Here is a 9,912-nt window from a genome sequence, read left to right on the forward strand (position 1 = left end):
CCTTTTACCGACCGGCGTCACGTGGTGTCCGGTATCGGAAGCGGGCGCTTCTCGATCGCCGCCGCCATCACGTCCGAGAACAGATCGGGCGTACAGGCGAAGGCGGGCGCTCCCAGGGCGGCGAGCGCGGCCGCGTGTTCACGGTCGTAGGCGGGCGCGCCCTCGTCCGACAGCGCGAGCAGCGCCACGAACTGCACCCCCGACGCCTTCATCGCCGCCACCCGCTTCAGCATCTCGTCCCGTATGCCTCCCTCGTAGAGGTCGCTGATGAGCACCACCACCGTCTCGGCGGGCCGGGTGATCTGCGACTGGCAGTAGGCGAGCGCCCGGTTGATGTCCGTACCGCCGCCGAGCTGCGTCCCGAACAGCACGTCGACGGGGTCGTCGAGCTGGTCCGTGAGGTCGACGACCGCGGTGTCGAAGACCACGAGCCGGGTGTTGATGGACCGCATCGACGCGAGCACCGCCCCGAACACGGACGCGTAGACCACCGAGGCCGCCATCGACCCGGACTGGTCGATGCACAGGACGACTTCCTTCTTCACGGACTGCGCGGCGCGCCCGTACCCGATGAGCCGCTCCGGCACGATCGTGCGGTACTCGGGCAGGTAGTGCTTGAGGTTGGCCGCGATCGTGCGGTTCCAGTCGATGTCGTGGTGGCGCGGGCGGTTGATCCGGGCGCTGCGGTCGAGGGCGCCGGTGAGGGTGGCCCGGGTGCGGGTGGCGAGCTTCTTCTCCAGGTCCTCGACGACCTTGCGCACGACCGCCCGTGCCGTTTCCTTCGTGGTCTCCGGCATCGCCTTGTTGAGCGAGAGCAGCGTGCCGACGAGGTGCACGTCGGCCTCCACCGCCTCCAGCATCTCCGGCTCCAGGAGCAGGGAGGCCAGGCCGAGCCGGTCGATGGCGTCGCGCTGCATGACCTGGACGACGGAGGAGGGGAAATAGGTCCGGATGTCCCCGAGCCAGCGCGCCACGGACGGCGCCGAGGCCCCGAGCCCCGCCGAACGGTCCCGCCCCGTCTGCGGCCGGTCCCCTTTCCCGTACAGCGAGGTGAGCGCCCCGTCCATCGCCGCGTCCCGCCCGCTCAGGGCGCAGCCGGTGCCGTCGGCGGACTCGCCCCCGAGCACCAGCCGCCAGCGCCGCAGCCGCTCCTGGGCGGGGTCACCGAACCCGGACGGTTCGGTCCCGATCGTCATGTGCCCACCCCCACGAGGCCGTTGTCGTCCGTCTTGTCGGCCGTCTTGTCGGCCGTCTTGTCGTCTGTCTTGTCGGTGCTCTTGTCGGTGCTCTTGTCCGCGGTCCTGTCGGCGGTCCTGTCCTCCTCGGCGTCCAGGCCGAGCAGCAGCCGCAGCACCGGCAGCACGGCGTCCGCGCGCCCGGTGTCCGGCTCCGGGTCGAAGCCGGGCAGGCCGGGCCCCCGCCCCTGCGGGGCACTCCCCCGCTGCCCGGGGCCCCGTCGCACCAACTCGCCCAGGGTTCTGCGCACACCCGGCTCGTACGCCGAGAACGTGCGCCGCAGCAGCGGCAGTACGTCCGTGAACGCCTCCGCCGGCACCCCGGTGAGCCAGACGTCGACCAGGCCGAGCAGCCGCTCGTCGTGCACGAGCAGCATCCCGCCGCCGGATCCGCCGCCCACGAACCCCTCGATCCAGGCCGCCCCGTCCGCCGGTGCCGTCCCCGGCGACAGCACGAGCCCCATCAGCCGGGCCGCCTCGTCCTGCGCCAACTCACCCTCGTCCAGCAGCAGTCGCACGGCCCGCCCGCGAATCACACCGGGCACGGTGTCCCGCCGGGACAGGGTGCCGAGGACGGAGCGCCAGCGGGTGCGCAGGTCGCCGTGGCCGACGGTGGCCGCCTCCCCCAGCAGCCCTACCGCCCCGTGCACCTCGTCCACATGGCCTCGCATCTCCTCGGCCGCGTCCGCGTCGAGGGCGGTGCAGGCCGGGGGCAGGCCGACGAAGACGCGTTCGGCGAGACCCGCGGCGACCTCGGCCAGGGCCCCGGTGTCGGTGCCGCGCACGTCGCCGTAGCGCAGGGAGCGGACCAGGGCGGGCAGGGCCTCGGCGAGCCGGCCGACGTCCGTGTCGAGGGCCGCCCGGTCGGCGAGCGTCCGCATCACCACGGGCAGCGCGTCCGGCAGTTCGGCGAGCAGACAGCGCTCGGCGAGCGCGGTGACGTCGGCGAGGGACTGCGCGGCCGTGGCGTCCGCCTCGGCCCTGGCGGTGGCGGCGGCCACCACTGTCGTGCCCCACACCCCGGCCTCGGCGACCCGCACCGACAGCTCCGGCTCCCAGCGCAGCCGCCAGGTCTCCCGGAACGTGCCCGTGCTGCCCCGCGACTCGGCGGGCTCGCCCCAGGCGATGCCCAGCAGCCGCAGCCGGTGGAGCAGTCTGCTGCGCCCGGCGTCGGTCTCCTTGCGCAGGTCGAGCTCCAGCTCCCGCTCCAGCGCCTCCGGTTTGAGCCGCAACCGGCGCTGCGCCAGGGTGAGGTCGCGCTGCAACGGCACGGCGGGCGCCGTCTCGGGCACCTCGCCCAGCACGTCGCCGACCACGAGCCGGTCGTGCACCAGCGCCAGCGGCACGTCGGAGCCGTCGCACATCACCGCCCGCACGGCGTCGGTCGTCTCGGTCAGGCCGGGCAGCGGGCGGCCGCGCATCGCGGCGAGCGTCTCCGCCAGCCGCACCGCCTCGATGACATGCGCGGAGGAGACGATCCGGTCCTCCTCGCGCAGCAGCCCGGCCACTTTGGTCAGCCACCGCTCGACCGGCCGGTCCGGGGCGCCGAACAGATGCCCGTACCAGCCCGGCGAGTCGATGCCCGCCCCGTACCCACTGAGTCGCGCGAGCCTGCGGTGCGTCCACGGCACCCACGTCATGTCCACCTTGGCCTTGGGCAGCCCCTTCAGCAGCGCCCGGTCGGCGGACACGGCGGCCTTCTGCCGCAGCGCCGGCACGTGCCACGCCCCGCAGACCACGGCCGTGGCGTCCCCGAACTCACGCTGCGCCGCCCGCAGTTGCAGCCGCATGTACGCCTCGCGCACGAGATCCCGGTCGTGCCCGCCCACGCCGTACGTCTCGCGCAGCGCCCCCATGGCCTCCTCCAAGGCGACGAAGGGCGCGAAGGCGTCCCGCGGGCCCGGACCCCGGTGCTCGACCACGTCCTCCCACCAGCGTTCGGGATCGTCGTAACCGGCGGTCTCGGCGAGCACGGCCAGCGGATCGACACGGACGTCGGGCAGGGGGGCGGGCGCAGGTGCTCCAGTGCCCGCGGCCCCGGCGTCGGCCCCGGCCCCCGGGCCAGCCCCTGCCTCGGCCTCGTTCTCAGCCCCGGCCGGAGTCTCCTCCTCCCTCCCCCACGCCAGCGTGTGCGTGGCCGGCAGGTCGATGAAGCGGGCCGGGACCCCGTGTTCGAGGGCCCAGCGGATGGCCACCCACTCGGGAGAGAACTCGGCCAGCGGCCAGAACGCGGAACGGCCGGGCTCGTCCACGGCGTGGGCGAGGAGCGCCACCGGGGGCCGCATGCCCTCGTCGGCGGCCAGCGGGATCAGGGCGTCGGCCTCGGGCGGGCCCTCGACGAGGACCACCGCAGGCCGGGCCGCGTCCAGTGCGGCCCGCACCGCCCGCGCGGACCCCGGGCCGTGGTGGCGCACCCCGAGCAGCAACGGCCCGGAGTCGAAGGCCCCCTCCTCGGCCGCGCTCCCATAGGAGGAGTCGTTCACGCGCTCACCTCCCGGCAGGCGCGGTAGAAGTCCTTCCAGCCGTCCCGCTCGCGGACGACCGTCTCCAGGTACTCCTGCCAGATCACGCGGTCGGCCGCCGGGTCGCGCACCACGGCACCCAGGATGCCCGCGGCGATGTCGCCCGGCCGCAGCACGCCGTCGCCGAAGTGGGCGGCCAGCGCGAGTCCGTTGGTCACGACGGAGATCGCCTCGGCCGTGGACAGCGTGCCGCTGGGCGACTTCAGCTTCGTACGCCCGTCGCCCGTGACGCCGTCGCGCAGCTCGCGGAAGACGGTCACGACGCGGCGGATCTCGTCGATGCCGTCGGGCGCGGCCGGCAGGTCCAGGGAGCGGCCGATCTGATCGACGCGCCGCGAGACGATCTCGACCTCGGCGTCGGGGCTCTCCGGCAGCGGCAGCACCACCGTGTTGAAGCGGCGGCGCAGGGCGCTGGACAGGTCGTTGACCCCACGGTCTCGGTCGTTGGCCGTGGCGATGAGATTGAAGCCGCGGACCGCCTGCACCTCCTGCCCGAGCTCCGGAATCGGCAGCGTCTTCTCGGACAGGATCGTGATCAGCGTGTCCTGCACATCGGCCGGGATACGGGTGAGCTCCTCCACCCGGGCCGTCATGCCCTCGGCCATGGCCCGCATGACGGGGCTGGGCACGAGGGCGTCGCGGCTGGGGCCGTGCGCGAGCAGTTGCGCGTAGTTCCAGCCGTACCGGATCGCCTCCTCCGGTGTGCCCGCCGTGCCCTGCACCAGCAGGGTCGAGTCGCCGCTGACGGCGGCCGCCAGGTGCTCCGACACCCAGGTCTTGGCCGTGCCGGGCACGCCGAGCAGGAGCAGCGCGCGGTCGGTGGCGAGCGTGGTGACGGCGACCTCGACGATGCGGCGCGGGCCCACGTACTTCGGTGTGATCACCGTGCCGTCCGGCAGCGTGCCGCCGAGCAGATACGTGGCCACCGCCCATGGCGACAGCTTCCAGCGGGCCGGGCGCGGACGGTCGTCCTGCGCGGCCAGCGCGGCGAGTTCGGCGGCGAAGGCGTCCTCGGCGTGCGGCCGCAGCGCGTCGGCCGCACCGGTTCCACCCGTTGCACCAGTTGCTTCGCCTGCCGCGGCTGCTGCGGCTGCTTTTTCGGTGGTCGTTTCCACGGACACAGACATGGCTGAGGCCCCCTCCAGCTCGGCCGGTTCGGTCTGGCATCCACCGTGCACCACGCCACTGACAATGCGCGCGGACCTGCGCAAACGCGCTCGTCAGGCCGATTGTCAGTGGCGGGATCTACCTTCGATGGCATGACTCAGCAGGGGGTGCGCTGGAGTGCGGACCAGGTGCTGGCACTGGCGCCTGACGCCGCCTCACGCAAAGCGGGAAGCAAACTCGCCGCGGCGGGGCCGTGGTCGGAGGCGGGGAGTTCTGACGAGGGGACGGTGTGGGGCCTGTGCAAGGGCAGTGGCAGCAAGCCGTATCAGACGGTCGTCGACATCGCGGACGCGGCCGGGCCCGCGTACAAGTGCACGTGTCCGAGCCGCAAGTTTCCGTGCAAGCACGCGCTCGGGCTGCTTCTGCTGTGGGCGGGCGAGGACGGCGCGGTGCCGACGGGGAAGGCGCCGGACTGGGCCGAGGAATGGCTGGCGGGCAGACGCAAGCGCGCGCAGGAGAAACGGGCGGCGGGCGGCGCGGGTTCCCCGTCCGGGGGCACTGACCCCGAGGCGGCGCGGCGTCGGGCCGAGCGCCGGGCCGAGCGGGTCGGCGCGGGCGCCACGGAATTGGAGCGGCGCCTGACCGACGTGCTGCGCGGCGGCCTCGCCTCGGCGGAGCAGGCGGGGTACGGGCTGTGGGAGGAGACGGCCGCCCGCATGGTCGACGCACAGGCGCCCGGACTGGCCGCACGGGTGCGGGAGTTGGGGGCGATCCCCGGCTCGGGGCCCGGCTGGCCGGTGCGGCTGCTGGAGGAGTGCGCGCTGCTGCACCTCCTCGACCAGGGCTGGCTGCGCCGCGACGGGCTCCCGGAGGGGCTCGCGGCGACGGTCCGTTCCCGCGTCGGCCTGCCCGTGTCGGCGGACGGCCCGCCGGTGCGGGACCGCTGGCTGGTCCTGGCCCAGTACGACACGGCGGACGCGAAACTGACGACGCGCCGGATCTGGCTGCACGGCGCCGAGTCGGACCGCACCTGCCTGCTCCTCTCCTACGGCGCCGCCGGCCGGGCACCCGAGCTGGCGCTGCCGGTCGGGCTGGCCCTGGAGGCGGAGGTGTCCGCCTATCCCGGCGCCGGTCAGCCGCGCGTGGCCCTGGGCGAGCAGTTCGCCCCGCCCGCACCCGCCGCGATCCGGCCCCCGGGAGTGACGACGTCCCGGGCGGCCGCCCGATACGGCGAGGCGCTGCGGGACGACCCGTGGCTGGACGCGGTCCCCACGACGCTGGACCGGGTGATACCGACGCCGGACGGCGAGTCCTGGCAGCTGGCGGACGCCGACGAGGACGCGGCGCTGCCGCTGACCCCGTCCGCCCGCTCCCGCCCCGGCCTGTGGCGGCTCGTCGCCCTGTCCGGCGGCGCCCCCGTCAAGGTCTTCGGCGAGTGCGGCCACCGCGGCTTCACCCCGCTGACGGCGTGGCCGGAGGGGCCGGGGCAGGCGGTGCCGCTGTGCTGAGCCACGTCTGCGCCCCGCCGCGTCGGTCCCCCGGCACGGGCGACCGCCCGACCGGCCCACCCGCCCGCGTGCGACCGCACCCTGTCCGACCGAGGCGCCCGTACCGGAAAGGAACCCCATGAACAGGACCTCCGCCCTCGCAGAGACGTCCGCGTCCGGCGTCTGGGAGGACCTCGTCACCACCGCGTTGCTCGGCACGGACCGACGCCCTGCGGCGAGCGCGAGCGCGAGCACGGGCGCGGGACCGGCCCGGGAGGCACCCGTGGCGTTGCTGGACGCGGCGGCCGTGGAGACCGTGCGGCGGCGGGCCGGTCTGCGTCCGGCGCGGGCGGCGCGGCGTCCCGACCGGGCCCCCGCGGACCCACGCCCGGCGCTGCCCGCCGCCGCGGGGCGCCGCCTCGCCCTGCTGCTGGCCGACCGCCCCGGCACGGGCGGCGGCCGACGGGGCACCTCGCCGGACCTGATGGAACTGCTGCCCCAGTGGCTGGCCGCGGCCAACGCGCACGGCTTCGCCGCGCCCCCGGAGTCGCTGCCCGCGCTGCTGGACGCGGCCCGCGGGCGTACGGACCTGCGCCCCGCGGCGCTGGCGTTCGCGGGGCCACGGGCGCTGTGGCTGGCACGGCTGAACCCGGACTGGCGGTTCGCCCTGCGCGCGGCACCGGGCGGCGGCGCGACACTGCCGGATCCCGACGACGCCGACGAGGTGGAGCGCCTGTGGCAGGAGGGGCTGTTCGCGGAGCGGGTCGCCCTCCTCACCGCGATCCGCACTCACCGCCCGGCGGCCGCGCGCGAGTTGCTCGCGGGGACCTGGGCGACGGAGCGGGCGGAGGACCGGCTGATGTTCCTCGACTCGCTGCGCACGGGCCTGGGCATCGAGGACGAGCCGTTCCTGGAACAGACGTTGGCGGACCGCAGCCGCAACGTACGGGCGACGGCCGCGGAGTTGCTGTCGGCGCTGCCGGACTCGGCGCTGGCCGCGCGGATGGCGGTCCGGGCCGGGGCCTGCGTGGCGCTCGACCGCACGCGCGACGCGCCGACGATCGTCGTGGAGGCGCCCCTTGAGTGCGACACCAGGATGGAGAGAGACGGTGTCGCGGCCAAACCTCCTGCGGGTAGAGGGGAACGGTCATGGTGGTTGGGCCAGTTGGTGGAGGCGGCACCGCTCGGGACGTGGCCGGGGCGGCTCGGCGGGCGCACGCCCCAGGACATCGTGGCGCTGCCGGTGGCGGACGACTGGCAGGCCGAGTTGCACGCGGCCTGGTGCCGGGCCGCGGTGCGGCAGCGGGACCCCGTGTGGGCGCGGGCCCTGCTGGGAGCGCCGTCGGCGCCCGAGGCGGGCGGGCCGGGGGCGGTCTCGCTGGCCGAGCGGGCGAAGCTGCTGGGCACGCTGTGCGCCGCCGAACGGGCCGAGTGGGTGGCCGGTTTCATCGCGACGCACGGCTTGTCGGAGGCGTTCCAGCTGCTCGGGGTGTGTGCGGTGCCGTGGGCCGCGCCGCTCGGACGGGCGGTGGTGGACGCCCTGAACATCGCTCGGGACGCGGGCAGTTATCCGTGGAGCTTCAGTGGAGTGATGGGGCTGGCCGAGCGCTGTCTGGACCCCGTGGAAGCCGGCCGCCTGGACGGGTTGCTGGCGGTGCCGGACGAGCGGGAGGACGCGTCGCCGGGGGCCGGGGGGTACTGGGCGGAGGCGTTCCAGCGGCTCATGACGACCTTGCGGTTGCGTGCCGTGATGGCCGACGAGTTGGACGCGGCACGGCACGGCCGGGCTCCGTCGGCGACGGCTGCCGGCCCCGGGGGCTGAGCCCCCGGACCCCGCTGCGGTCTGACCGGTCCCGTCCTCCGTCCCCGCGCGGGGCGGAGGGGGCCGGGCTACGCCTCGGCGGGCTGGCGGACGTTCGCCCGCACCCAGTCCACGATCGACGTCGTCGTCGCGCCGGGCGTGAAGATCTCCGCGACGCCCTTGTCCTTGAGGGGCGCGATGTCCGCCTCGGGGATGATGCCGCCGCCAAAGACCAGGATGTCGGCGGCGTCGCGCTCCTTGAGCAGGTCGATGACGGCGGCGAACAGGGTGTTGTGGGCGCCGGAGAGGATGGACAGGCCGATCGCGTCGGCGTCCTCCTGGATCGCCGTGTCGACGATCTGCTCCGGCGTCTGGTGCAGACCGGTGTAGATGACCTCCATACCGGCGTCGCGCAGCGCACGCGCGATGACCTTGGCCCCGCGATCGTGGCCGTCGAGCCCCGGCTTGGCCACCACCACGCGGATCGGTCCGGCTGCCACACCCATCACTGCCTCCATGAAGCGACTACATCCATCCGTACCGACAAGTACCGCACATTCCGCGCGCCCCGTCACCCGCCGAGAAGTGAACGAACGTTATCTCCAGCATCCCTCAAGCGGCAGTTTCGCGGTGCGGACCGAGGGGGAAATCACACGATGGGACACGTTCGGGAGCCGCAGCGTGGTCCGCGGGAACGCGAAGGGCTCGTGGGGCGGGCCCACGTGCCCCCAGCCACCGCGGGCCCGGCTTCCCATGAGGGCACACGGGGGACGGAGCCGTCCTCCAGTGTGCCGACAGGAGGTCGGCCATGAAGGTCACCCGGGCCCTGGAGCCCCTCGTTCCGTTCTGCCAGCGCCTCCTGCCGACCAGACTGACGGGCCTTTCGCTGGCCCTCCTCAAGGCGACCGCCCTGGAGATCGCGATCCTCGCCGGACACCTAGTCCTGTATCCGACGGGCATCGCCCAGGAGCGCCGCTTCCCCGCCCGCCCGCTGCCCTCGCCGGACGGCACGGCACTGCTGCCGGGCCCGGACGGGCTCCCGGTCGTGCTGCTGCACGGCTTCATCGACAACCGCTCGGTCTTCGTCCTGCTGCGCCGCAATCTCGCCCAGCACGGCGGGCAGCACGTCGAGTCCCTCAACTACTCGCCGCTGACCTGCGACATCCGCACCGCGGCCGAGCTGCTGGGCCGGCACATCGAGGAAATCTGCGAGCGCACCGGCAGCCCGCGGGTCGACATCGTGGGGCACAGCCTGGGCGGACTGATCGCGCGCTACTACATCCAGCGACTCGGCGGTGATCTGCGGGTGCGCACCTTGGTGACGCTCGGCACCCCGCACTCCGGCACCCGGGTCGCCCCGCTGGCCGACGCCCACCCGATCGTGCGCCAGATGCGGCCCGACTCGGAGGTGATCGAGGAGCTGACCCGGCCCGCGCCCGGGTGCCGTACTCGGTTCGTCAGCTTCTGGAGCGACCTCGACCACCTCATGGACCCGCTGGAGACCGCCCGCATCGTCCATCCCGACCTCGCCGTGCAGAACGTGCAGGTGACTGGAATCGGGCATCTCGCCCTTCCCGTGCACCCCGCCGTCGCGACCGGGATACGGCAGGCCCTCGACTGGGAGCAGCCGCAGACGCAGTCCGGCGCGACCGCCGACGGCCTGACCGTGGCGTAGCGCAAGGGCGGGAAGCGGGACATTCAGGGGCGAGTCCGGGCGGCACAACAGCCGCCCGGACTCGCCGACGTAGCCGGGGGATGGC

General features: G+C 74.4%; 7 protein-coding genes. 3 read left to right on the forward strand and 4 right to left on the reverse strand.

Annotation, left to right across the window (positions count from 1 at the left end; translation table 11 throughout):
• Positions 1-17: 17 nt before the first annotated feature.
• From ACWGKT_RS21670 to ACWGKT_RS21680, 3 genes are read right to left on the reverse strand one after another with little or no spacing between them, the layout of a single operon-like run.
• On the reverse strand, positions 18-1,196 hold the full coding sequence (locus ACWGKT_RS21670) for a VWA domain-containing protein (RefSeq protein ID WP_453274966.1): 1,179 nt from the start codon (positions 1,194-1,196) through the stop codon (positions 18-20).
• Positions 1,193-3,718 (reverse strand): DUF5682 family protein, encoded by a 2,526-nt coding sequence (locus ACWGKT_RS21675; RefSeq protein WP_453274967.1) that lies wholly within the window; start codon positions 3,716-3,718, stop codon positions 1,193-1,195. Before ACWGKT_RS21675 ends, ACWGKT_RS21670 begins: the two co-directional genes overlap by 4 nt.
• The gene (locus tag ACWGKT_RS21680; RefSeq protein ID WP_453274968.1) at positions 3,715-4,884 is read right to left on the reverse strand and encodes an ATP-binding protein; all 1,170 of its coding nucleotides are present in this window, start codon (positions 4,882-4,884) and stop codon (positions 3,715-3,717) included. The genes ACWGKT_RS21675 and ACWGKT_RS21680 overlap by 4 nt, the downstream gene beginning before the upstream one ends.
• Positions 4,885-5,016: 132 nt before the next feature.
• Between ACWGKT_RS21680 and ACWGKT_RS21685 the strand changes: the two genes are divergently transcribed.
• A complete protein-coding gene (locus ACWGKT_RS21685; RefSeq protein WP_453274969.1) occupies positions 5,017-6,372 on the forward strand; it encodes an SWIM zinc finger family protein in 1,356 nt (451 codons plus the stop codon).
• 118 nt (positions 6,373-6,490) lie between these two features.
• Entirely contained in the window at positions 6,491-8,173 is a 1,683-nt protein-coding gene (locus tag ACWGKT_RS21690) for a DUF5691 domain-containing protein (RefSeq protein ID WP_453274970.1), read from the forward strand.
• Between the two features lie 68 nt (positions 8,174-8,241).
• On the opposite strand, the gene ACWGKT_RS21695 is transcribed toward ACWGKT_RS21690, so the two are convergent.
• Positions 8,242-8,658 carry a cobalamin B12-binding domain-containing protein gene (locus tag ACWGKT_RS21695; protein WP_235457097.1) on the reverse strand — a complete coding sequence of 139 codons (417 nt, stop codon included), beginning with the start codon at positions 8,656-8,658 and terminating at the stop codon, positions 8,242-8,244.
• A 302-nt stretch (positions 8,659-8,960) separates the two neighbouring features.
• On the opposite strand from ACWGKT_RS21695, the gene ACWGKT_RS21700 reads away from it, so the two are divergent.
• Complete coding sequence (locus tag ACWGKT_RS21700) at positions 8,961-9,827, forward strand: esterase/lipase family protein (RefSeq protein WP_356145327.1); 867 nt, start codon at positions 8,961-8,963, stop codon at positions 9,825-9,827.
• The last annotated feature ends 85 nt before the right edge of the window (positions 9,828-9,912 follow it).

The sequence above is a fragment of the Streptomyces sp. NPDC054794 genome (assembly GCF_053611585.1).